This window comes from Halpernia humi (assembly GCF_900108025.1).
Taxonomy (GTDB): Bacteria; Bacteroidota; Bacteroidia; order Flavobacteriales; family Weeksellaceae; genus Halpernia; species Halpernia humi.
This window is the reverse complement of the sequence record NZ_FNUS01000001.1, coordinates 89,988-111,365: the sequence shown is the minus strand read 5'-3', so window position 1 is coordinate 111,365 and position 21,378 is coordinate 89,988. Positions and strand designations below refer to the sequence as shown.

Annotated in this window: 22 protein-coding genes; 6 read left to right on the top strand and 16 right to left on the bottom strand. The window is 32.1% G+C overall.

The window, feature by feature from the left end:
• A complete protein-coding gene (locus C4S29_RS00580; RefSeq protein WP_103912184.1) occupies positions 1-915 on the bottom strand; it encodes an ABC transporter ATP-binding protein in 915 nt (304 codons plus the stop codon).
• A 111-nt stretch (positions 916-1,026) separates the two neighbouring features.
• Here C4S29_RS00580 and C4S29_RS00575 point away from each other — a divergent pair, with 111 nt between their 5' ends.
• Positions 1,027-2,361: a PDZ domain-containing protein gene (locus C4S29_RS00575; protein ID WP_103912183.1), complete on the top strand. Its 1,335-nt coding sequence runs from the start codon at positions 1,027-1,029 to the stop codon at positions 2,359-2,361.
• Between the two features lies 1 nt (position 2,362).
• The gene (locus C4S29_RS00570) at positions 2,363-2,902 is read left to right on the top strand and encodes a hypothetical protein (RefSeq protein ID WP_103912182.1); all 540 of its coding nucleotides are present in this window, start codon (positions 2,363-2,365) and stop codon (positions 2,900-2,902) included.
• Here the strand turns inward: C4S29_RS00570 and C4S29_RS00565 are convergent.
• Positions 2,886-3,836 (bottom strand): L,D-transpeptidase, encoded by a 951-nt coding sequence (locus C4S29_RS00565; RefSeq protein WP_103912181.1) that lies wholly within the window; start codon positions 3,834-3,836, stop codon positions 2,886-2,888. The two genes, C4S29_RS00570 and C4S29_RS00565, sit on opposite strands and share 17 nt — an antisense overlap.
• 259 nt (positions 3,837-4,095) lie before the next feature.
• On the opposite strand from C4S29_RS00565, the gene C4S29_RS00560 reads away from it, so the two are divergent.
• A complete protein-coding gene (locus C4S29_RS00560) occupies positions 4,096-5,541 on the top strand; it encodes an aminoacyl-histidine dipeptidase (RefSeq protein WP_103912180.1) in 1,446 nt (481 codons plus the stop codon).
• Positions 5,542-5,675: 134 nt separating this feature from the next.
• On the opposite strand, the gene C4S29_RS00555 is transcribed toward C4S29_RS00560, so the two are convergent.
• The 4 genes from C4S29_RS00555 to C4S29_RS00540 form a co-directional block, all read right to left on the bottom strand.
• Positions 5,676-6,239, bottom strand: coding sequence for a hypothetical protein (locus C4S29_RS00555; RefSeq protein ID WP_146063236.1), 564 nt, complete (start codon positions 6,237-6,239; stop codon positions 5,676-5,678).
• Positions 6,240-6,263: 24 nt separating this feature from the next.
• The gene (locus tag C4S29_RS00550) at positions 6,264-8,594 is read right to left on the bottom strand and encodes an ATP-dependent helicase (RefSeq protein ID WP_103912178.1); all 2,331 of its coding nucleotides are present in this window, start codon (positions 8,592-8,594) and stop codon (positions 6,264-6,266) included.
• Positions 8,595-8,988: 394 nt separating this feature from the next.
• The gene (locus tag C4S29_RS00545) at positions 8,989-10,098 is read right to left on the bottom strand and encodes a 5-(carboxyamino)imidazole ribonucleotide synthase (protein WP_103912177.1); all 1,110 of its coding nucleotides are present in this window, start codon (positions 10,096-10,098) and stop codon (positions 8,989-8,991) included.
• Positions 10,099-10,128: 30 nt separating this feature from the next.
• Positions 10,129-10,689, bottom strand: coding sequence for a DUF1543 domain-containing protein (locus C4S29_RS00540; RefSeq protein ID WP_103912176.1), 561 nt, complete (start codon positions 10,687-10,689; stop codon positions 10,129-10,131).
• A gap of 166 nt (positions 10,690-10,855) precedes the next feature.
• Between C4S29_RS00540 and C4S29_RS00535 the strand changes: the two genes are divergently transcribed.
• Positions 10,856-11,173 carry a GIY-YIG nuclease family protein gene (locus C4S29_RS00535; RefSeq protein ID WP_103913000.1) on the top strand — a complete coding sequence of 106 codons (318 nt, stop codon included), beginning with the start codon at positions 10,856-10,858 and terminating at the stop codon, positions 11,171-11,173.
• Positions 11,174-11,250: 77 nt separating this feature from the next.
• Here the strand turns inward: C4S29_RS00535 and C4S29_RS00530 are convergent, their stop codons facing one another.
• The 8 genes from C4S29_RS00530 to C4S29_RS00495 all read right to left on the bottom strand — a co-directional run bounded on the left by C4S29_RS00530 (position 11,251) and on the right by C4S29_RS00495 (position 19,026).
• Positions 11,251-12,312 (bottom strand): diphosphomevalonate/mevalonate 3,5-bisphosphate decarboxylase family protein, encoded by a 1,062-nt coding sequence (locus tag C4S29_RS00530; RefSeq protein WP_103912175.1) that lies wholly within the window; start codon positions 12,310-12,312, stop codon positions 11,251-11,253.
• A gap of 183 nt (positions 12,313-12,495) precedes the next feature.
• Positions 12,496-14,253, bottom strand: coding sequence for an AMP-dependent synthetase/ligase (locus C4S29_RS00525; RefSeq protein WP_103912174.1), 1,758 nt, complete (start codon positions 14,251-14,253; stop codon positions 12,496-12,498).
• 9 nt (positions 14,254-14,262) lie between these two features.
• Positions 14,263-15,309 (bottom strand): NAD-dependent epimerase/dehydratase family protein, encoded by a 1,047-nt coding sequence (locus tag C4S29_RS00520; protein WP_103912173.1) that lies wholly within the window; start codon positions 15,307-15,309, stop codon positions 14,263-14,265.
• A 62-nt stretch (positions 15,310-15,371) separates the two neighbouring features.
• Entirely contained in the window at positions 15,372-16,151 is a 780-nt protein-coding gene (locus C4S29_RS00515) for an alpha/beta fold hydrolase (RefSeq protein ID WP_103912172.1), read from the bottom strand.
• 4 nt (positions 16,152-16,155) lie between these two features.
• Positions 16,156-16,764 (bottom strand): nucleotidyl transferase AbiEii/AbiGii toxin family protein, encoded by a 609-nt coding sequence (locus C4S29_RS00510; RefSeq protein WP_103912171.1) that lies wholly within the window; start codon positions 16,762-16,764, stop codon positions 16,156-16,158.
• Entirely contained in the window at positions 16,719-17,024 is a 306-nt protein-coding gene (locus C4S29_RS00505) for a DUF6922 domain-containing protein (RefSeq protein WP_103912170.1), read from the bottom strand. Before C4S29_RS00505 ends, C4S29_RS00510 begins: the two co-directional genes overlap by 46 nt.
• Positions 17,025-17,044: 20 nt before the next feature.
• Positions 17,045-17,764, bottom strand: a complete 720-nt coding sequence (locus C4S29_RS00500; protein WP_103912169.1) for a pyridoxine 5'-phosphate synthase — start codon at positions 17,762-17,764, stop codon at positions 17,045-17,047.
• A gap of 2 nt (positions 17,765-17,766) precedes the next feature.
• Positions 17,767-19,026: a mechanosensitive ion channel family protein gene (locus tag C4S29_RS00495; RefSeq protein ID WP_103912168.1), complete on the bottom strand. Its 1,260-nt coding sequence runs from the start codon at positions 19,024-19,026 to the stop codon at positions 17,767-17,769.
• A gap of 73 nt (positions 19,027-19,099) precedes the next feature.
• On the opposite strand from C4S29_RS00495, the gene C4S29_RS00490 reads away from it, so the two are divergent.
• Both C4S29_RS00490 and C4S29_RS00485 read left to right on the top strand, forming a co-directional pair.
• Positions 19,100-19,591, top strand: coding sequence for a DUF456 domain-containing protein (locus C4S29_RS00490; protein ID WP_103912167.1), 492 nt, complete (start codon positions 19,100-19,102; stop codon positions 19,589-19,591).
• Positions 19,592-19,596: 5 nt separating this feature from the next.
• Complete coding sequence (locus tag C4S29_RS00485; protein WP_103912166.1) at positions 19,597-20,091, top strand: hypothetical protein; 495 nt, start codon at positions 19,597-19,599, stop codon at positions 20,089-20,091.
• Here C4S29_RS00485 and C4S29_RS00480 read toward each other — a convergent pair.
• Together C4S29_RS00480 and C4S29_RS00475 are read right to left on the bottom strand one after the other, a co-directional pair.
• A complete protein-coding gene (locus tag C4S29_RS00480) occupies positions 20,078-20,719 on the bottom strand; it encodes a uracil-DNA glycosylase (RefSeq protein ID WP_103912165.1) in 642 nt (213 codons plus the stop codon). The genes C4S29_RS00485 and C4S29_RS00480 overlap by 14 nt on opposite strands.
• A gap of 128 nt (positions 20,720-20,847) precedes the next feature.
• Entirely contained in the window at positions 20,848-21,351 is a 504-nt protein-coding gene (locus C4S29_RS00475) for a GNAT family N-acetyltransferase (protein ID WP_103912164.1), read from the bottom strand.
• Between the last annotated feature and the right edge of the window lie 27 nt (positions 21,352-21,378).

Below are 21,378 nucleotides of genomic sequence, written 5' to 3'. Positions count from 1 at the left end.
TTAAGTTGTTGGTGCGCTTACTGCATTAATAAAAACTTCATTCATACTTGGGATTTTCTCATCATAAGTTCGGATATTTCCGCTAGAAAGCAAATCTTCCAAAATGATTTTTTGGGAAATATCACTTTTCATTTCAAAGGAAATCAGTTGGTTATCTTTTAAGATATTATCAACTCCATACTTATTTTTAAACTGTTCAAATGCCTCATTTTGAACATCAGATATCGTGATTGAAAAAATATTTTTCTTAAATTTCTCCCGCACGTCAAAAACTTTTCCGTCAATTATTTTTCGTGCATTATTTATCAAAGCCACTTTATCGCACATTTCCTGCACACTTTCCATTCGGTGCGTGGAGAGAATAATTGTGGTGCCGCTTTCTTTTAATTTTAAAATTTGATCTTTAATTAAATTGGCATTCACAGGATCGAAACCAGAAAAAGGCTCATCTAAAATCAACAATTTTGGCCGGTGCAAGACGGTCACTACAAATTGTATTTTTTGCGCCATTCCTTTAGAAAGTTCACTTAATTTTTTCTTCCACCATTGGTCTATTTGCAACTGGTTAAACCAATATTTGGCTTCATTCAAGGCGTCGCTTTTAGACATTCCTTTTAGTTCCCCAAAATACAAAAGTTGATCGCCAACCGTCATATTTTTATACAAACCGCGCTCTTCTGGCATATACCCTATTTGGCGAATATGAGAGGCGTTTAGAAGTTCTCCATCAATAAAAACCTTCCCAGAATCGGCTTGTGTAATTTGATTAATAATCCTAATAAAAGTCGTTTTTCCGGCGCCATTTGGACCGAGAAGCCCGTAGATTGACGCTTCAGGAACATCTATTGAAAAATCTTCCAGCGCTAGTTTTTTGCCGGCATTATAAGTTTTAGTAACATGTTCTGCTTTCAGCATTATAAATTTTTTCTAATTAGTAGAATAAGACGATCGAATGTTACTTAAAAAAGGAGGAATTTTATATATTTTATGACATTAGATTATAAAAAAAAGTTGTAATTTCAATAAATGAAATGTTGGTTTATCTTATTTTTTTTAGCACTTCTAAATCTTACTTCAGCACAAGATTTAGGCTTCGCAACGCGCGCTGAAAAAAAAACTGTTGTACATTTCCAATTGATTAACAATTTAATTTTTATTCCTGTTAATGTAAATGGCGTAAATCTCACATTTCTTCTAGATTCGGGTGTTGCAGAAACTATTTTGTTTAGTTTAGACGACAAAGAAGTGCTTTTTAAAAATACAGAAAAGGTAAAATTTGCAGGTTTGGGAGAAACCGTAGATCTTTATGGTTTGAAATCTGTAAAAAATGAGGTGAAAATTGGAAAAGATTTTGAAGATCATGCGCACACTATTTTTTTAATTTTAAACGAAGAGTTCAATTTTTCTTCGCACGTGGGTATTCCTGTGAATGGTATTATTGGCTTTAATTTTTTTAAGAATCATCAGGTGAAAATTGATTACATCTCAAAGAAAATCACGATTTATAACGATGACAATTATTTTAACAGAAAAAAAAGAAGATTTGAAGCATTTGATATCTCAATAGAAGGTAAAAAGCCCTACATGATGGCTTCTGTGAAAATGTCTAAAGAAGCAAAACCATCAAAACTTCTTCTTGATTTAGGAAATAGCGATGCCATTTGGCTTTTCCCGAAATTGATCAAAGATTTTGTGTATAACAGACCAAATATTCAAGATTATTTGGGGCGCGGTTTCAATGGTGATATTTATGGCAAAAGAAGCAGAATTAAAGAATTATCCATCGGCGATTTTACTTTAGAAAAACCACTTACCGCAATGCCAGACGAGTATTCCATCCAGCATTTATCTATCGCCAAAGACAGAAAGGGTTCAATTGGAAACGATGTTTTGCGGCGTTTTACCGTTATTTTTGATTATCCAAATTCTAAAATATACCTCAAAAAAAATAGAAATTTCAATGAGCCTTTTCTCTTTAATATGAGTGGATTAGACATTAAGCAAGATGGTATGCAGTGGGAAAAAGATGTGGTGCAAGTGAAAACAGAAAATAACACAAAAAACGATGGCGGCATCCAAGTTTACAATGCCGAAAATGCTATCAAATATAAATTTACATTAAAGCCAATTTTCTCTATCGCTGCTGTAAGGGAAAATTCTCCTGCTTTTCGTGCAGGCATTAAAAAAGACGACACTATTCTAGAAATTAATAATAGAAAAGCATCAACTTTTAGTTTGCAAGATATTTTAAATTTATTAAAATCTTCTGAAGGCCGAAATATCAGTTTTAAAATTCAAAGAAAATTTGAAATTTTAAAGTTAAATTTTACTCTAGAAGACCCAATTCCCTATCAAGACTAATATGGAACAATCTACTTTCGACCAAATCCGCTCTCGCCCGAGATTTAAACTTTTTACAAGCATTGAAAAAGAAGAATATACTTTGCTTCTTAAAGGTTTTCTTAAAAAAAACGAACACCGTTTCGCTGGGAATATCAATAATGAAACGGCTTTAATTACAGTAAAAACAAAGGCAGACAACTATTGGAAACCCTTTTTGGCTTTGCGAACAGAGTTTGATGCAGAAGAAAATAAAACTTGTATCCGCGGCGTTTTTGGCCCAAGTTCCGCAGTTTGGACGTTCTTTATGTTTCTTTATTTTACGTTCGGAATTTGTTGGATGGTTTGTATCACTTTATTTTTCGTAGCAAAACAGATCAAACACGATGGTTTTGGGTGGGCTTTTCCAACATCTATGGTATTTTTGGGATTAATCTTTCTTACTTATATTGCCGGCAGAATTGGAAGAAAAAAAGGAAAAGAACAAATGGAAGAACTGCGCAATTTTGCAATAGAATCTACTTTACATTTAGAATCAAAAAAAATTAATTCTGCGCCATAATCACCTCTTCACGTTTTTTTTGCTCTGCTAAAATTCTATCAATATATGGTTGAATAATTTTGTTCATTTCACTTTCAGATAAATAATTAGCCATTGAATTTTGCGCCAATTTACGCCAAGGTTTTTGTCCGCCCCAGTCATATTCGCCAAACACAATTACAGGAATTCCGTTTGCTTTCAGCGTATTTCCGTCAGCAGATAAAATCCATTGGTCTGCAAAACTATACAACCATTCCGCATCTTTTCTCAATAATCTTAAACAAGAATGAGACGCAGGAAAACCGGGTAAATCGTACTCGTGCCATCCGATTCCCAAGCGGTTTGCGATATTCACATTAAATGGTAATTTCCAACTAGCATCTACCGTGCTCGTCGCTTCCTTACTTTTCCAATTGGTAAAATGCAACCCTGTTTCGGTTTTGGCTGCTTTTTTTCCCATACTTGTCGGTCCCCATTTTTTTAATTCTCCATTTTCATAAACAGCAAAAGCCTGAATTGGATAAGAAAAAAATACAAATTTCTTTACATCTTTGAGCAAAGAAATTTGGGCAGGAAATGGGCTATATTTTAAAAAATTGTCTTCAAATTTACTTGGAATCATCAAAGTATCTGCACGCCAACTGTTTTTTTCATCTAATCGATTTAATGCTAAAATGGTATAGCGTTCCGGTTCAGAATATTTTTTTTTAAAAACAGCCATTGCAGAATCTTTCTTTTTCTTCGGGAAAATAAAAGCGGAATATGCTATTTTAGACTTACTTATAGAGTCTTCTTTGTTAATATTTTTCGGCTTTTGAATTTCTTTTATATCGCTTTTAACTGAAGGAATTTGCGCAGAAACCGAATTTCGCTCCTTTTTACACTGAACCAAAAAAAGTGAAAAAATTAAAAATGCACAGATATTTAATTTTTTCTTGTTTAAATTAATTTTCATCTAATAGTTTTTAAAATAATCACAAAAAGAATACCAAAGAACACAATAAATAAATCTTACATTTTAAAAATAGTTTAAAAGCCAAGAAAACCACAGATTTTCAATTATTCCTTTGTTTTTTTAATGGTAAAAGTTACGATTTAATGAAATATTTTAGAAATCGAAATTCGAAAAATCTGATATGTTTAAAAATAATTTAGAATTTCTTTAACTAAAAAAAACTTGCTAAGTTCGTACCTTTACGGAAAACAAGAACAATATGAATATTACGCAACTCGAACCTCAAATTATTTGGAAAAATTTTGCTGCTTTAAACAGCGTGCCGCGACCTTCGAAAAAAGAAGAACGCGTAATTGCTTTTATGAAAAAATTTGGCGAAGATTTAGGTTTAGAAACACGAGTAGATGAAACAGGAAATGTGATTATTAAAAAGCCAGCCACCGTTGGGATGGAAAATCGGAAGCCAATCGTGATGCAAGGTCATTTGGATATGGTTTGTCAAAAAAACAACGACGTAAATTTCGATTTCGAAACACAAGGCATTGAGATGGAAGTTCAAGGAGATTGGCTTAAAGCAAAAGGCACCACTTTGGGCGCAGATAATGGCTTGGGCGTTGCTGCAATTATGTCGGTTTTAGAAAGTAAAGATTTGCCACATCCTGCTTTAGAAGCACTTTTCACCATTGATGAAGAAACTGGTATGACAGGCGCAATCGGTTTGAAACCAGGTGAATTAAACGGTGAAATTTTATTAAATCTAGACACTGAAGAAGATGATGAAATTGATATCGGTTGCGCAGGCGGAGTTGATGTTACAGCTTCGCAAACTTATAATTTAGAAGAATCTCGCGGACAAATTTTGAAAATTTCCGTTAAAGGTTTGCAAGGCGGTCATTCCGGAATGGATATCATTAAAGGTTTTGGAAACGCCAATATTATACTTGGAAGATTATTATTTTTAGGACTGGAAAATGAAAATATTCAGTTAATTTCCATTGATGGCGGTGGTTTGAGAAACGCAATTCCGCGAGAGGCAAATGCGGTTTTTTCTGTGAGAAATTCCGTAGAATTTATTGAAAAAGCACTTCAATTAAAATCTGAAATTTTAGAAGAATTTGCAACGATTGAAAAAGATTTGCAAATCAATATTGAAAATACAAGTTCTGCACAAAAAGCCATCTCAGAAGAAGATTCTAAAAAAATAATTTATGCTCTAAATGCCGCTCATAATGGCGTTTATAGAATGTCGCCAGACGTAAAAGATTTGGTAGAAACTTCTAATAATGTGGCACGCGTGGAGTTAAAAGACGGCGAATTGAAAATTTTAAACCTTTCTCGTTCATCTGTTGAATCCTCAAAAACAGCGGTTGCAAACCAATTAAAATCTGTTTTTGAATTGGCAGGAATGAATGTTGATTTTGCTGGTTCTTATCCAGGTTGGAAACCAAAACCAGGCGCAGAAATTATCACGATTATGACAGAAATTTATAAGAAACAATTTGGAGAAACGCCTTCAGTTGTCGCTTGTCACGCTGGTTTAGAATGTGGAATTATCGGCGCTAATTATCCAGAAATGGAAATGGTTTCTTTTGGGCCAACTATTCGCGGCGCACATTCCCCAGACGAACGCGCAAGTATTTCTTCAACCCAAAAATTTTGGAAATTTTTACAGGAAATTTTAGCGAATATTCCGGTGAAAAACTAATGTTCCAAATGTTTTATTTCGTTTGAAATCTTTTAAAAAACCTTCAATGTTTTTTTTCTAATAATTTCAAACCTTTAATTCAAACCTTCAAGGTTTTAAAAACCTTGAAGGTTTAATAATTAAGACAAAGTTTTTTAATCAATTTTAGATTTAAAATAGCCTGTCATATTTTTCGAATAATAATTCCTGACTTTGCAAGTATAATTTATAAAACCGAAAATACTATCTCCTTTTTTTAAATCTGAACGATTTAAAATTAATTTTTCTTTTAATAATTCATAATCAACAAGTTTTTGTTTATTATGTAAAACATTTGGATCGAAATTTTTTATAAAATAATTTCCATTGAAACATTTTATTAAAATACCATTGCCAAAGTATCCATTATTATTATTTAGTGCTATTTCTAAAGTATCGCCAACTTTCTTGACTTCCGAAATATAATTATCAAAATATTCTTTTTTATTGTAAAGACTTGAATTTTTTGAATTAAATATTAATGTTTGCAGAATGTAAGCACTTCGCTTCTTATCATTTTCATTTTTCCTAAAGACATTTTGAAGCTCCGGATATTTTGATAAAAGTTTTATGGTATCATTTTTTTGAATATCTTCATTAATTACAATTTTACTGAATTTTTCTGAAGAACTTTTCTTAGCACAACTAAACAGAACAAAAAACATCAATGAAAATTTCATAAATCTTGATTCTTGGCTCGCAAACTAAATCTTAGTAAGTTTAGCAAATTTTAAAATTAAATTTTTCTCACCTTCATGTTGAAAAATCACTTTTGCTTTAATATTTTGCGGATCGGTTCCGTCTAAAAACTGAACTTCGCCCACACCAAAACGATCGTGACGAACCCTATCTCCCACTTCAATGTCTTGCGAAGAACTGCCACTTGGATTAATGATTTTCGCGGTAGAAACTGGTTTTAAATTTTTAGGAATAATCTGTGGTTCATCTCTGTTTAAAGATTTTTTTGGTTCTTTCTTTTTAAAAAATCGGGTTTCTGAAGGTGCTTCATCAAAAATATTAGATTTTAAACCAGAATGATTGACGAACCTGCTTTCTATCGCAGGGTTTATCAATTCTAAATATTCAGAATCTACTTCACTTAAAAACCTCGAAGGTTCAGCATCCGTAATTTTCCCCCATTGGAAACGAGAGATTGCATAACTAAAATAGGCGCGCTTTTCTGCTCTGGTTAAAGCCACATAAAAAAGTCTTCTTTCCTCTTCCAATTCTTCGCGTGTGGAACTACTCATAAAACTGGGAAAAAGATTTTCTTCCAAACCAACCAAATGCACGACAGGAAACTCCAAACCTTTCGATAAGTGAATCGTCATTAATGAAACTTTCGGCGAGTCATCATCTTTTTTGTCCTTTTGCGTATCAGCAGAAAGTGCGATATTTTCAAGAAAGTTAGACAAACTTGGGTCGCCATCTTCCACTTGTATTTGCTCATCGATAAAGCCTTGCATAGAATTCATCAACTCCTGAATATTTTCAACTCGGGAAATTCCTTCAGGCGTTTGATCTTCTTTTAAATTTTTTATTAAACCACTTCGTTTCGCCACTTCCATTGCAACGGTATAGGCATTTTCTTCTTTCAACATTACTTGAAAGGCTTTTATCATTGCCCAAAAATCAGCAAGTTTAGTGATGATTCCGTTGTTCAATTGCAAATTCGGCGCAAATTGCCCGAGATTATTTAAAACTTCAGAAACCGGAATATTGTGTGCATCAGCAAAAACAATTAATTTATTTTGGGTAGAATCACCAATTCCACGTGTTGGTAAATTAATGATTCTAAACAATGCTTCAGAATCATTTGGATTGACCAATAAACGCAAATAAGCGACTAAATCTTTTACTTCTTTCCGTTGATAAAAACTTAAACCGCCATAAACTCTGTAAGGAATATTTTTCTTTCTTAAAGCATCTTCAAAAGCACGCGTCTGTGAATTGGTTCTGTACAAAATTGCAAAATCATCAAAATTCATTTGTTCAGAATTATGAAGTTGCCAAATATTGCTTGCAACAAAAGCGGCTTCATCTGCGTCAGACAAACTTCGATAAACCTTTATTTTCTCTCCAACTTCATTTTCACTGAAGACATTTTTTTTAAATTGTTGAAGATTTTTACCAATTACCACATTGGCCGCGTTCACAATATTTTGCGTTGAGCGGTAATTTTGTTCCAGAGCAACCGTTACGGCATCTGGATAATCTTTTTTAAAATTTAAAATATTGTAAATATTCGCACCACGAAAAGAGTAAATCGACTGCGCATCATCGCCCACAACGCAAATATTTTCAAATTTTGAAGCGAGAGCTTTCACTATTAAATATTGAGAATGGTTTGTATCCTGATACTCATCTACTAAAATATAGCGAAATCGATCTTGGTATTTTGCCAAAACTTCCGGAAATCTTGTGAGAAGTTCATTGGTTCTAAGCAATAAATCATCAAAATCCATCGCTCCATTTTTAAAACAAGTTTCCACATATTTCTGGTAAATCGCACCGATGTGTTTCTGATTCGCGCGCTCATCATTTTCTAACAATTCGGGATTATTGAAATAAGCCTTTACGGTAATTAAATTATTTTTATACTGCGAAATTCTTGAAAGTACTTTTTTCGCTTTATATTGGTCAGCATCAATATTTAATTCTTTAATGACCTTCTTCATCACATTCAAAGAATCTTGTGAATCGTAAATGGTGAAATTTGAAGGAAAACCTATGTAATGGGCTTCACTGCGAAGAATTCTAGCAAAAACAGAGTGAAATGTGCCCATCCAAAGATTACGTGCTTCACTTTGCCCTACAACTTTTGCAACCCGCTCTTTCATTTCTTTTGCGGCTTTGTTGGTGAAGGTTAAAGCCAAAATATGAAACGGATCTACTAAATTTGTAATCAGATGTGCAATTCGCATTGTAAGCACGCGTGTTTTCCCAGAACCTGCGCCTGCAAGAACCATTAAAGGGCCTTCTAAAGTCGTTACAGCCTCAAGTTGCGGCTCGTTCAAGCCTTTTAAGTAATCCATTTATTTTTTTAAAGTAACACAAATTTAAGGATAATTAAGGGAAATCTAAAGATTTGAAATGGTTTGAAATGGTTTGATTTCGTTTTTTATCGATACATTCTTTCACTTTGTCAAAGTTTTAAAGCGTCGCAATAGTAACTTTGACAAAGTTTTACATTAATTATAATTTCATTTTTTACTTAAATTTCTTGCTATCTCTCACTTTGTCAAAGTTTTAAAGCGTCACAATAGTAACTTTGACAAAGTTTTTAGGGAGTATAAACTACACTTTGTCAAAGTTTTAAAGCGTCGCAATAGTAACTTTGACAAAGTTTTACATTAAATATTTTTTTTAATTTTACTTAAAAATAAGAACTCTAATTCTGCCCAATCAGAAAAATCAGGAATTTTCTTTTTAGAAAGAAACCACTTTCACCAAAGATTTTATATGGATTAATTTATCCAAAAGTTCCTCTCTTGAATCTGCCAAAACATTAATATGTCCCATTTTGCGACCGGGTTTTGTATCCTTTTTTCCATAAAGATGAACGTAAGTTTTTGGTAAATTTAAAACTGCTTCCAAACCTTCATATTTAACTTTTCCGAAACAATTTTCTTCGCCCACCAAATTTAGCATGCCGCTATAACCAAATGAATCGGTGTCTGCCAAAGGAAGATTTTTTAAAACGCGGTACATTTGTTCGAACTGAGAATTAGCATTTCCTTCCTGCGTTTGATGCCCAGAATTGTGCAATCTTGGCGCGGTTTCATTAACCCAAATTTTACCATTTTTATCTAAAAATAATTCTATTGCGAATAAACCTGCAGATTTTGAAGCATTTTTAAATTTCTCAACAATTTCTGAAATTTGATCTTCAATATTTTGGGAAATTACTGCTGGACAAATATTAAAATCAAGTAAATTTAATTTTGGATCGGCAACCATTTCCGTCACTGGAAAAGTTTTGCATTCCCCATTTTCATTGATGGCTAAAATTACCGATAATTCTTTGTCAATATCGACCAAACTTTCTATTACCGACGGCTCGTTCCAAAGATTTTCTAAATCATTTTCATCTTTAATGACTTGCACGCCTTTGCCGTCATAACCGCCCGTATTTAATTTTTGAACAAAAGGAAACGGAAAATTTAACTCAGATTTATTTTGAATAATTTGAAAATCTGGACTTGGAATATCATTATTTGAATAAAATTCCTTCTGCATAATTTTTTGCTGAATAATTTTAATAATTTCCGCAGATGGAATTACTTTCACGCCTTCTTTTTCCAATTGAAAAAGCGCGTCAACATTCACGTGTTCAATTTCAATGGAAACAACTTCTTTATCTATTCCAAAATTTAAAACCGTTTCATAATCATTAAAATCACCTTGTGTGAAATACGAAATAGTTGCACAAGAAGACTCTTTTGATGGATCTAAAGTGTAAATTTCTTCATCATAATTCAACGCATTTTGTATAAACATTCTGCCCAATTGCCCGCCGCCAAGAATTCCGATTTTCATATTATTTGAGATTTGAGATTTGAGACAAAATTATTTTAAACTTTTTAAACTGAAATAGCCAATATTCGTTATATTTTCCTGATTTTCTGCGGAAGATTTTACTAAAATAATTTGGTATTTTTCTTTTGTTTTCAACGAAAGTAAATCATCAACTTTGTAAATATCATCAATGTCAACGGCGTATTTATCGTCGATGTGACTTTCAGCGCCCGTAAAACCAAAGGTTTTATAAAATTCGGTTTTCTTGACACGTTTGATAATTTCTGACATTTTCTTCCCGGCCATTAAATGCATCTCATGAAATTCTTGAAAAACGCCAGGTTTGTAGCCACCAAGATTAATGAAAAATAAATGTTTAGAAATATTTTCATTAGTAGAAGTTCTCGGAACAATTTTAAGTTCAAAACCGTCAACAAATCTCACTTCCTGGTAAGCGTCTAAATGAAATTTTCCTTTAGTTTCCGGCCAAAATGTTTTCATTTCGGGGATTAAATCTTTTATATGTTCAGCAATTCCAAAGAAAACATCGTGTTGCTCTGTTGTTCTGCCTTTCGGCGTTGCACCGATGATGACGTAGAAGAGTTTTTGCATTTTTAAAAAGTTGTACAAAATTAATGTAATTTTAAATAAAAATAAATTTAAAACTACCTTTTGTCATTCCGTGGGAAAATGAAAAAAGAATAACGCGCAATAATATTTACAGAATTTTTGTCATTCCGTAGGAATCTAAGCAATGAATTTAACACAGTCAAAAATTATGAATGAAACTACTGAAGGAATTTATACTTTTTACGTTTACATTTTAACCAATCAGAGAAAAACAGTTCTTTACACAGGCGTAACAAATAATTTACATATTAGATTGCAACAGCATTCAAAAAATATAAATGAGAAAAGTTTTACGAGTAGATACAACGCTCACTTCCTTATACACTATGAAAAGTTTGGATGGATCCAAAACGCTATTTTAAGAGAAAAAGAAATAAAGAGTTTTTCGAGAGACAAGAAATTGGAATTAATTAGAAAACAAAATCCAAATTTAGATTTTTTAAATCATCTTTTTGAATTGAAATAATTTTTTACACTTTATTTTGGGCTGCTTAGATTCCTACGGAATGACAAAATCTATTTAAATCATTAATTCAAATAGTCTTAAAACCTCATTTCATCCTGCATTACGCCACCTTTTTTGGTAAAAGGCAACAATTCTGTCATAATAAAATTTTCTATTTTTGCGCAGTCATTGTCATTTGGGAAAAGTAAATGAACATTTGCACCGGCATCTAAAGTGAAAAATAAAGATAAATTGGTTTCTTTCCGGAATGCCCAAATTTTATTGATCACCTCTAAAGTTCCCGTTTTCATGAGTATAAATGCGGGTTCACTCATCATCATCATGGCGTGTAAAGTGAGTGCTTCATGTTCTACCAAAGTGATAAATTTTTCCAAATAACCATTTTTCAAAATATCTTTCATCGGCACAAATTGATCTTTTGCTTCCTGAAAACGCTGTTCTGAATAAGGGTGATTCTTCATTAAACCATGACCAACAGTAGAAGAAACGCTCTTTTCACCTTCATGAATCAATAAAACCCAATCTTTAAAATTTTTAAAAATCGGATGGATTTCTTTATCGGGATATTTTACGGCATATAAGTCTGAACTTCCTTCCACAACTGGCGTTTCGCCCCAAACAACCAAACCATTGTACAAACTTCTGCACGCGCTTCCACTTCCCAATCGCGCTAAAAAACTGGCTTTTTGGTTGTTAGTTGTCAGTTGTCGGTTGTCGGAGCTAAAAAGCAAATCCAAATCCATCAAACATTTTGCAAGCGCACCAAAACCAGATGCTGAACTGGCGATTCCCGAACTATGCGGAAATGTATTAACGGTCGAAATTTTGTAACTTCCTTTTAAAATCCAAGGTAAATAAATTTCTATGGATTTAAAATATTTTTCAATTTTTGAGGCGAAATTTTTCTCTTCTTTTCCGGCTAAAAAAGTTGAAACTGAAAATTCTTGATCGGGGAAAAACTGCATTTCCGTTAAAGTTCGACATGCATTTAAGGTATAACTGATGCTTGGATTGGCCGGGATTTGGTTTTCATATTTTCCCCAATATTTAATCAGTGCAATATTTGAAGGACAGGAATTTTCTACTTTCTGCGTTGAAAGTTGAAAGTTTTCTGATCCAAAAAAATCTTTGTTTGTCATTTTAGATTTTAGATGTTAGACGTTAGATGTTAGATGTTAGATTTTAGATTTTAGATTTTAGATTTTAGATTTTAGATGTTAGAATTGAGTATGACTGTTTTTTATTTTTTTAAAAATTTTAAGAATAACTTTTTTACATTAACGTCTAATTTCTCATTTCTAATATCTAATATCTCATTTCTGTTAATACATTTCTTCTATTAAATCAGCATATTTATTCAAAACCACTTTTCTTTTTATTTTTAAAGTTGGTGTAATTTCTCCCGAACTAATTTCAAAGGATTCAGGCATTAGAATAAATTTCTTTATCTTTTCAAAACCCGTCAGATTTTTATGAATTTCATCAATTCTTTCTTTATAAAATTTCTGAATTTCATTTGTTTTTAAAACCGTTTTCCAGTCTGTAAATTTAATATTTAATTTTTCTAATTCTTTTTCTAAATTTTCAAAATCTGGCACAATAAGCGCTGTTACAAAAGATCTCCCTTCCGCAATCAACATAATTTGATCGATGAATGCGTCATTTGAAAGTTCATTTTCTAAAGGTTGCGGCGCAATATATTTCCCGTTAGAAGTTTTCATTAAATCTTTAATTCTATCTGTAATTGTGAGATTTCCGGCAGAATCGAGTTCGCCTGCATCGCCCGTTTTAAACCAAAAATCTTCGGTAAAAACCTCGGAAGTTTCTTTTGGTAATTTATAATAACCTTGCATCACACTGCTTCCTTTTATTAAAATTTCATCATTTTCGCCAATTTTAATTTCGGTGTCGCCAATGGCTTTTCCCGCAGTGCCGTGTTTGTAATTTTTAAAAGGAAAAGCCGTCAAAGTTGCCGTGGTTTCCGTCAAACCATAACCAACGGTAATGTGAATTCCTAAAGCGTCAAAAAAACGCGTAATATCTTCTGACAATGAGGCACCGCCACAAGGCATAAACCAAAGTTGACCGCCTAATTTATTCTTTATTTTATTAAAAACCAATTGATTGGCAGTAAAATTCTTTAACTTTAAACCTAAAGGAATTTTTAGATTTTGTCTTTTTAATTCCGAAAATTCACCTCCGACTTTCAATGCCCAATTAAAAATTTTCTTTTTAAACGCCGAACCTTCGTTGACAGTTTGGTTGATCCCTGAATAAATTTTTTGATAAAATCTTGGAACTGCGCACATAAAAGTTGGTTTCACTTCTAGCAAGGCATGTGCAATTTTTTTGGTATCTTCTAAAAAATAAACTTTTGCGCCAACGTGTAAACAAAATAAAGTCCAACTGCGCTCGAAAATGTGGCTTAAAGGTAAAAACGCCAAAGATTTTTCAAACTCAATATTTTTAAATTTAAAAAAATCTTGATGGGCTTTGAAGGTTTTTAAAAAATTACCATGGGAAAGCATCACACCTTTTGGAACGCCTGTTGTGCCCGAAGTGTAAATGATGGTGGCCAAATCTTGCTCTTCACGAGCAACAATTTCAAAATTGGAAGAAATTTTTGCAATGTAATCTTCCAAAAAAATTGAACTGTCTTGTTTGATCCAAACGGCTTTTTTAGAAACTACAATTTGCTTTAAAAATTCACTATTCTGTAAAATTTCCAAGCAATCGTCATATTGTTGTTGGTTTCCAACCATCACGATTTTGGCTTCCGAATTTTCTAAAATATATTGCGTTTGCTCTTTATTATTGGTAGAATAAATGGGCACTGAAACCGCGCCCAAACTTAAAATTGCCAAATCAAAAATGATCCATTCTGCTGAATTATCGGCATAAATGGCTACTTTATCACCTTCTGAAATTTCAGATTTCTTTAGTGCATTTGCTGTTTTAAAAACCAAAGTACGAAGTTGCAACCAAGAAATCGTTTCCCAATTTTCGCGTTTTTTAAATCCAATCGAAGGATTTTTTAAATATTTTTCTGTGTTTATATTGAGAAATTCTACTAAATTCATTTAAAATTTTTATTTTGAAGTATGGTCTTTAAGGTAGTTTTTAAGATGAAAATTCAAGCTTTCAAAAACAGGAATAAATTTAAAATTTAATGTATTCAAAATTTTTGCATTCGAAATTTCAGATTTGTAACTCACGGATTTTACGTTTACAGAGTTTAGCATTTTTAAAGGTTTTATGAGCCAGCCCAAGAAAAAATTTAAAACTACGCCTATTTTCAAAATCCAAATTGGTAAAATTTTTACTTTAGATTTCCCCACCTTTTCCCTTAAAAAATTGGCGGTTTCTGAATAACTTTTAGATTCAGAAATCAAAATAAAACGTTCGCCAAATGCATTTTTTTCCATTAAATCTATAGAAATCTGCGCAGCATCGCGCACATCAACATAAGCGCTTCCACCAGAAAACGTGAATTTATTATTGAGAAGTTCACCAATTAATTTTCCGCTGCTGTTTTTCCAGTTTCCAGAACCGACGATTACACCTGGATTTACGATGATTGTGTTTAAACCTTCTGCGGAAGCGCGCCAAACTTCCATCTCCGCGAAATGCTTTGAAAGCGCGTAATCTGAATGGTTTTCTTTAGGATTAAAATTAGAATCTTCATCTAAAATTCCCTGCTCATTTACGTTGTCTAAAACAGCAATTGAACTCACGAAAAGAAACTTTTTTACGCTCGAATTTTCACAGGCGTACAGCAAATTTTCTGTAAATTTTATATTGCATTTTAGCATTTCTTGATTATCATCGGGATGAAAACTGACTTTCGCCGCACAATGATAGACTTCCGAAACGCCTTCTAGCGCTAATTTTATAGAATCTAAATCTCTAAAATCTACATCGATCCAATTTATTTTTTCGAAATACTCTTTTGGATTTTCTGTGTAAAACTGAAAAGAATGTTTGACTTCTTCAATATTACTTGAAGTTCTTTTCGCTGCACGAACGGTTTTTCCGCGCTTTAGAAGTTCTAAAACGATGACTCTTCCGAGAATTCCTGTGGCTCCAGTTACGAGAATAACTGATGATTGATGATTGATAATTGATGATTGATTCAACTCCGAATTTTTACAAAAATAGCGTTTAAAAAGGAAAACTCAAACATATTAAAAATGAAAACTCAAGTTAAAAATTCTAAAACTGCATTAAAAAAATCTTTTGGATTTTCTGCCTGCACCCAATGGCCGGCGTTTTTTATTGTAATTACTTTTGAATTTGGAAATTGCTGTTTTATTAATAAAGAATCCTGTGGCAAAATATAATTGGAATTTGCACCCGCAATAAATAAAGTTTGACCTTCAAAGACGCCAAATTTAATCGCATTTGAGACAAACTCAGCATATTTATCATTTAATGTTTGAAGATTAAAACGCCACGCTAATTTTTTTTCATCATTCCAATAAAGACTTTTGGCTAAAAAATAAACCACCGATTTTTCCGGAATATATTGGCTTAAAACATCTTCAACTTCGCCTCTACTTTTTACCTCATCTAAATTCACTGATTGTAAAGCCTTCAGAATTCCCTGATGATGTGGCGGATAAGATTTCGGGGCGATATCAACGACGATTAATTTTTCAATTTTTTCTGGATATTTCATGGCGAATTGCATCACGGCTTTTCCGCCTAAAGAATGACCGAGTAAATGTGCTTTTTCAATTTGATTGGCAGACATATAATTTAAAATATCTTCCGCTAAATCATTATGCGACATTTCACCTGAATGAAAACTTTTGCCGTGATTTCTTAAATCGATCAAATGAACCGGCATTATTTCGCCAAAATCCTTCCCAAAACTTCCCCAATTATCGAGCATTCCGAACAAACCGTGAAAAACCAAAAGTGGAATTCCGACTTTTTCTTTTCCGTAGATTTTTGAGTGTAGTATATTATTTTCCAATAGTTTATAATTTTAAAAATTCTTGAATGATTTTCTGTTTTGCATTCTCCCAATTGAAATCTGCAAACATTTCCGGTTGTGGAAAATGATCTGCATCTTCAAAATAAGTAAGAGATTTTAACATCATAAATTCTGAATGATTTGGGTACTTTAATTTGTAAGCTTCAATCATTTCCGGTAAAGACATATAATTTAATAAAAAATACAAATCAATAAAATCTTTTTTTGAACCGCGACCTTCAATTGCGTTCAATTTCATTGCAGAGATATCTCTTTTTGAAGCCATTTTTATTCCATCTAAAATTAATGGTTCATCTAAAAACTTGTAAATATGATTAACAAAATCTACTTTCACACCATTTACTGAACAAATTAAAATGTTTTTGGAAGAACTAAATTTAATTACCTTTCCAAATTCCGACAATTTTTCAAGAAATAAATTTTCGTCAATATCTTTTTTTGCAAAAAAATCCAAATCTATAGAGTTACGATGGCCTATTTGAAGTGCTAATGCAGTTCCGCCAACCAAAAAGAAATCAGAAAAAAAATCAGAATTAGAAATTTTTCTTAAGAGTTCCAGTAATTCTGGACTAACTGTCTGTGTTTGTAACATCTGAACTCTGTTTTATTAATATTGAAAATAGTGGAAACAAACGAGAGTGTAACCGCGTCTAAACTTCTAAGATTTAAAGAAATTTCTTTAATTTGCTGTAAACCATAAAGTTTTTTTAAGTTTTTCCAATCCTGAATTAATCCATATTCTAAAACACGACCGACCATAAATATTTTATGAACTTCCAAATCAAAAGTCTTTAAATCTACATCCCAAAAGAGATGTTGAGAAAAATCTTGCACTGTAATTTTTTTGCCCATAACCCAAATTTACACAATTTTTACCATTTTGCCAATCGCTTCAAATAAGACTGAACCGTGTTTTCTAATCCCATATAAAGTGCTTCCGAAATTAGTGCATGACCAATGGAAACTTCCAATAAATTCGGGATTTCATCTGCAAAAAACTTTAAATTTTCTAAACTTAAATCGTGTCCTGCGTTCACGCCCAAATTAAAATCCACACATCTTTGCGCCGTTTCAACGTAAGATTGTATAGCTGAGTTTTTATCTTTGGGATAGTCTTTTGCGTAGGCTTCGGTGTAAAGTTCAATTCTATCTGTTCCTGTTTTTGCGGCAAATTCTACCATTTCTGGATTTGGATCAAGAAAAACAGATGTTCTAATTCCGGCATTTTTAAATTCAGAAATAATTTCCGTTAAAAAATCCTGATTTTTTTTGCAATCCCAACCGGCGTTTGATGTAATCGCATCATCCGCGTCTGGAACCAAAGTGACTTGTTCGGGTTTTACTTTCAAAACCATATCGATAAAATCGCGGTGCGGATTGCCTTCAATATTAAATTCTGTAGTTATTAAAGGTTTTAAATCATAAACATCTTTTCTGGTAATGTGTCTTTCATCTGGTCTTGGATGAATCGTAATTCCTTGTGCACCAAATTCTTGCAACTTAATTGCGGCTTCGGTCACACTTGGAAATTCGCCACCGCGTGCATTTCGCAATGTGGCAATTTTATTAATATTAACGCTAAGTTTTGTCATTTCTAATTTTTTGTATATTGAACCACTTCTAAATCAAATTCTTTTGCAGCCACCAAAAGATGATCAAAAATATCGGCTTGAATTTGCTCAAAATGTTCCCATTTAGAATCATTTGTGAAACAATAAATCTCTAAAGGCAAACCTTGCGGCGTAATATCCAACTGCCTAACCATCAAAGTTCCCGCCTGATCTACATGTTTATTCTGTTTTAAATACTGAATGGCATAATATCGAAAAACCCCGATATTAGTGAGTTGCGCGCCATTTATAATGGTTTCATAATGGCTCATTTCTTTTTTGCTATCTCTAATTTCTTCCGATTTTTCATCCAAATAATCAGAAATCAGATTGATCTGTTTTAATTTATCAAACAATTCCTTGTCAATAAATCTAAAAGAATTGATGTTAAAGAAAATCGATTTTTTAATTCTTCGTGTATTGGTTTCGGACATTACTTGAAGGTTTTTTATTTCCGTAGAAAGTAAATCATAAGTTGGAATTGTGGAAACAGTTTTATCAAAGTTTAAAATTTTCGTGGTTAAAAGATTAATGTCTAAAATGGTTCCTTCAAGATTATATTTTGGAATCCCGATCCAGTCATTTACTTTTAAATTTTTAGAAGTCGCGACATGGATGCCCGTTACAAAGCCCAAAATTGTATCTCTGAAAACCAAGACCAAAACAGCCGTAATTGCCCCTAAACTTCCTAAAATTGCGGTTCCACTGATTCTGAATAAAATACTAATCGCAATAATTGAAAAAATGAAAATTCCGAATATTTTTACTGTTTGGTTAATGGCACGAAGCGCCATTATAATGTAAAAATCTTTTTTATGTAAATAGTAGAATTCAACCGCTTTAAGCATTCTGAAAATCATATTTCCGAGCACTAAAACAAATAGAATTTTAATGATAATTTCTAAAAAATCGAAACTTTTTGGATGTCTATAAAATATTGAATATAAAGCGTAACTACCGATAAAAAGAGCGATTAATCTCGCAATCGAAGTTGTAGTGCGGGATTTGTAAATCGAGATCAAAATAGGAAACCGATCTTCATTCACAAAAAATTTGAAAACGATTTTGAAAATAATTTTAAAAAAAGTACTAACCAAGTAAATTAATGCCGCTAAAAGCAAAAACTTCGCAAGAATTTGCACCCACAAAACCAAATCATCTGGAAAATTTCCTTTTACAAAATAGTGAATTTGGTCACTAATATTTTGCAGTAAATCTTTAGTTGTTATTAAGTCTTCGCCCATAACTGCAAAAATACCAAATAACTTTTGGCTATGCTTTATATTTAACTAATTTTATACTCGAAACATATTAAAAATGGAAGAAAATTTAATTCGGCTTTTAAGCATAATTCTACTTGTTATAGGTATTTTAGGAACTTTCCTCCCAGTTTTGCCTGGTTTGCTTTTAAGTTTATGTGGTTTGTTGATATATAAATTCGGGACCAATTCTGATTTAAGTATTTTGTGGATCTGGATTTTTTCAATTCTAACAATAATTTCTACGGTTTTAAATTACATCATCCCGGCAAAAACCAATAAAAAATATGGCGGTACGCGTTATGGAAGTATTGGTTCATTTGTCGGAACAATTCTCGGAATGATTTTTATCCCAATTCCATTTGGGTTTTTAATCGGAATGTTTGCGGGCGTTTTTCTTGGCGAATTATTGCATGATTTTAAAGATAAAAAGAAAGCATTTAACAGTATGAAAGGTGCATTTATCGGTTTTCTTTATGGAACTGGTTTTAATTTTTTAGTTGGTTTGGCAATGTTATTGGTTGTTATTTTTAATCTTTTTAAATCTTAAAAATCATGTTAAATAAATTAATTTTCTCAACGCTTGGTTTTTGTACTTTGATGAATTGTCAAACTCAAAAAATAATAGATTCTGAAAACAATTCAGCAAAAAATGAAGTTGCAACTTCAACAAAAATTGATAATTCTCAAAATTTAATTTATCTAAATGAAGGCGAAAACATTTTCTTAAAAGAGTATCAAATGAATGTTACTTTTAAAGGAATTATTTCAGATTCCAGATGTCCAACTGGCGTAAATTGCATTTGGTCTGGCGCGGCAACTGCATCTGTAGAAATCATGACCACCACTTCAAGACCGATGTTAATAGAATTAAGCACTGTAAATTTAGACGGGAAAAATCTAGTAAAAACACAAGATATTTTTGGTTACACCATTACTTTAGAACAAGTTTTACCTTATCCAAATCAAAAAGATAAAAAAGAAGATTTAAAAGGACACTATCAAATTGCTTTAAAAATCGAAAAACAAAAGCCCGCTACCAATGAATAATTTCTTTCTTTTTTGATTTTAAATAATCATTAATTTTAGAAAAAGGCGCGCTTCCAAAAAAACCACGGTAAGAAGAAAGCGGCGAAGGATGAACCGATTTTAAAATCAAATGTTTGCTTTCATCGATTAAAACAGACTTTTTCTGAGCAAAACTTCCCCACAAAACAAAAACCACATTCTCTTTTTTATCTGAAATTTCTTTAATAATAAAATCTGTAAATTTTTCCCAATCGAGTTTTTGGTGAGAATTGGCTTCATGCGCACGAACCGTCAAAGTAGCATTTAAAAGTAAAACGCCTTGCTGCGCCCAATCATCCAATTCTTTTTTTGTTCTTTTTATGCCCAAATCATTTTCCAATTCTGTGAAAATATTTCTTAAAGATGGCGGAGTTGCCACTTTTTCAGACACAGAAAAACACAAACCATTCGCTTGAAAATCATTATGATAAGGATCTTGACCAAGAATGACGACTTTAATTTCATCAAATGGCGTTAATTCCAACGCTCGGAAAATTTGTTTTGGTGGCGGAAAACACGGACTTTTTTTGTATTCTAATTTTACGGTTTCCCAAAGGTTTTTAAAATAATCTGATTCTTTTATTGGGGCGAGAATTTCTTTCCAGGTCATAAATAGCTTTTAGATTTTAGATTTTAGATTTTAGATTTTAGATTTTAGCGAAACTCAAAATAATTTTATTAATCCATAGAAATTTCAGCGCTGAGATTCTTTCAGAATGACAAACACTTGTTGCTTTATTATAAGGACAATTCAAAAATAAGATTTTCAGCATTGTTTTCATCGGATCTTTTTTCGTTTCTATTAAAATTAAATTTCGACAATAATTTTATGGAATTTTGATTGTTTCTACTGGTGAAAGCCTCAATTCTTTCTAAGTTTAAAACCTTGAAACCATGATTAATAATAAATCCAACTGCTTCAGACATAATTCCTAAATGGTGAAATTGTGGCAACAATTCATAACCCAATTCTGCTTTTTTAAAATCTTCTGAAAACTTCCACAAACAAACCGTTCCGATTATTTTATCACTTTCTTTTTCACAAATTCCAAAATAAAAGCCTTTTTTATTTTCTTCATTTTTATTAATTAATTGAATAAAATCTAAAGCATCTTTTATTGATTCTGTCTTTTTTCGCTTGATAAATTGATTTACAATTTCGTTGCTTCTAATCTCAAAAATATCTTGCGCATCATTTTCGGTAATGCTTCTAAGAATTAATCTTTTGGTTTCAAAATTCATTTTCAAATTTAATCAATTTTAATTCTC

Bases quoted from the DNA above. Each gene is read 5' to 3' on its own strand.
- C4S29_RS00580 (WP_103912184.1), bottom strand. From the start codon at position 915: ATGCTGAAAGCAGAACATGTTACTAAAACTTATAATGCCGGCAAAAAA.
- C4S29_RS00575 (WP_103912183.1), top strand. From the start codon at position 1,027: ATGAAATGTTGGTTTATCTTATTTTTTTTAGCACTTCTAAATCTTACT.
- C4S29_RS00570 (WP_103912182.1), top strand. From the start codon at position 2,363: ATGGAACAATCTACTTTCGACCAAATCCGCTCTCGCCCGAGATTTAAA.
- C4S29_RS00565 (WP_103912181.1), bottom strand. From the start codon at position 3,836: ATGAAAATTAATTTAAACAAGAAAAAATTAAATATCTGTGCATTTTTA.
- C4S29_RS00560 (WP_103912180.1), top strand. From the start codon at position 4,096: ATGAATATTACGCAACTCGAACCTCAAATTATTTGGAAAAATTTTGCT.
- C4S29_RS00555 (WP_146063236.1), bottom strand. From the start codon at position 6,239: ATGAAATTTTCATTGATGTTTTTTGTTCTGTTTAGTTGTGCTAAGAAA.
- C4S29_RS00550 (WP_103912178.1), bottom strand. From the start codon at position 8,594: ATGGATTACTTAAAAGGCTTGAACGAGCCGCAACTTGAGGCTGTAACG.
- C4S29_RS00545 (WP_103912177.1), bottom strand. From the start codon at position 10,098: ATGAAAATCGGAATTCTTGGCGGCGGGCAATTGGGCAGAATGTTTATA.
- C4S29_RS00540 (WP_103912176.1), bottom strand. From the start codon at position 10,689: ATGCAAAAACTCTTCTACGTCATCATCGGTGCAACGCCGAAAGGCAGA.
- C4S29_RS00535 (WP_103913000.1), top strand. From the start codon at position 10,856: ATGAATGAAACTACTGAAGGAATTTATACTTTTTACGTTTACATTTTA.
- C4S29_RS00530 (WP_103912175.1), bottom strand. From the start codon at position 12,312: ATGACAAACAAAGATTTTTTTGGATCAGAAAACTTTCAACTTTCAACG.
- C4S29_RS00525 (WP_103912174.1), bottom strand. From the start codon at position 14,253: ATGAATTTAGTAGAATTTCTCAATATAAACACAGAAAAATATTTAAAA.
- C4S29_RS00510 (WP_103912171.1), bottom strand. From the start codon at position 16,764: ATGTTACAAACACAGACAGTTAGTCCAGAATTACTGGAACTCTTAAGA.
- C4S29_RS00505 (WP_103912170.1), bottom strand. From the start codon at position 17,024: ATGGGCAAAAAAATTACAGTGCAAGATTTTTCTCAACATCTCTTTTGG.
- C4S29_RS00500 (WP_103912169.1), bottom strand. From the start codon at position 17,764: ATGACAAAACTTAGCGTTAATATTAATAAAATTGCCACATTGCGAAAT.
- C4S29_RS00495 (WP_103912168.1), bottom strand. From the start codon at position 19,026: ATGGGCGAAGACTTAATAACAACTAAAGATTTACTGCAAAATATTAGT.
- C4S29_RS00490 (WP_103912167.1), top strand. From the start codon at position 19,100: ATGGAAGAAAATTTAATTCGGCTTTTAAGCATAATTCTACTTGTTATA.
- C4S29_RS00485 (WP_103912166.1), top strand. From the start codon at position 19,597: ATGTTAAATAAATTAATTTTCTCAACGCTTGGTTTTTGTACTTTGATG.
- C4S29_RS00480 (WP_103912165.1), bottom strand. From the start codon at position 20,719: ATGACCTGGAAAGAAATTCTCGCCCCAATAAAAGAATCAGATTATTTT.
- C4S29_RS00475 (WP_103912164.1), bottom strand. From the start codon at position 21,351: ATGAATTTTGAAACCAAAAGATTAATTCTTAGAAGCATTACCGAAAAT.